Source organism: Methylobacterium sp. WL18, from assembly GCF_008040015.1.
GTDB classification, from domain to species: Bacteria; Pseudomonadota; Alphaproteobacteria; order Rhizobiales; family Beijerinckiaceae; genus Methylobacterium; species Methylobacterium mesophilicum.
This window is the reverse complement of the sequence record NZ_VRVD01001218.1, coordinates 1-635: the sequence shown is the minus strand read 5'-3', so window position 1 is coordinate 635 and position 635 is coordinate 1. Positions and strand designations below refer to the sequence as shown.

The following is a 635-nucleotide window of genomic DNA, read 5'->3' as shown; positions in this document are numbered from 1 at the left end:
CGAACACGTCCGGCCGCAGCAGCCCGGCGCGCAAGGCGCCCCGGCTCACCGCGCGGGAGGTCGAGTGCCTGCGCTGGACCGCGGCCGGCAAGACCAGCTGGGAGGCCTCCGAGATCCTGAGCACGTCGCAGCGGACCGTGGAGTTCCACCTCAAGAACGCGGCCCGCAAGCTCGACGCGGTCAACCGCGTCCAGTGCGTCGCCGAGGCGATGCGGCAGGGCATCATAGCCTGACCCCGGGGCGGCCGCCGACCTCGTAAATTTACGAGGCTCTTTCGGACCCGCCACCCGGCATCACGCCCCCAAAGGGGGAGTGATCCATGGTTATCGTGATCGACGACGACAATATTTCCCGGCACGGCGATCTGATGGACAAGATCTACCGGTTCCGGCACGCCCTGTTCGTGGAGCGGCTGAACTGGGAGGCCTGCCGCCGGCCCGACGGCCGCGAGATCGACCAGTTCGACGGCCCCGGCTGCATCCACCTGGCCTACCTGGAGGGCGGGGCGGTGACCGCATACACCCGGCTCCTGCCGACGACCCGGCCGCATCTGCTCACCGAGGTCTACCCGCACCGCGCCGAGCGCGGCCCGGCGCCCCGGGGCGCGGCGGTCTACGAGTGGACCCGGTGCGGGA

2 protein-coding genes are annotated in these 635 nt (G+C 70.9%); both read left to right on the top strand.

The window, feature by feature from the left end:
* Positions 1-233 (top strand): helix-turn-helix transcriptional regulator (locus tag FV228_RS31940; RefSeq protein ID WP_147857989.1); only part of this gene is annotated, 233 nt, incomplete at its 5' end.
* A gap of 86 nt (positions 234-319) precedes the next feature.
* On the top strand, positions 320-635 hold a 316-nt coding region (locus FV228_RS31935; RefSeq protein ID WP_147857988.1), incomplete at its 3' end, for an acyl-homoserine-lactone synthase.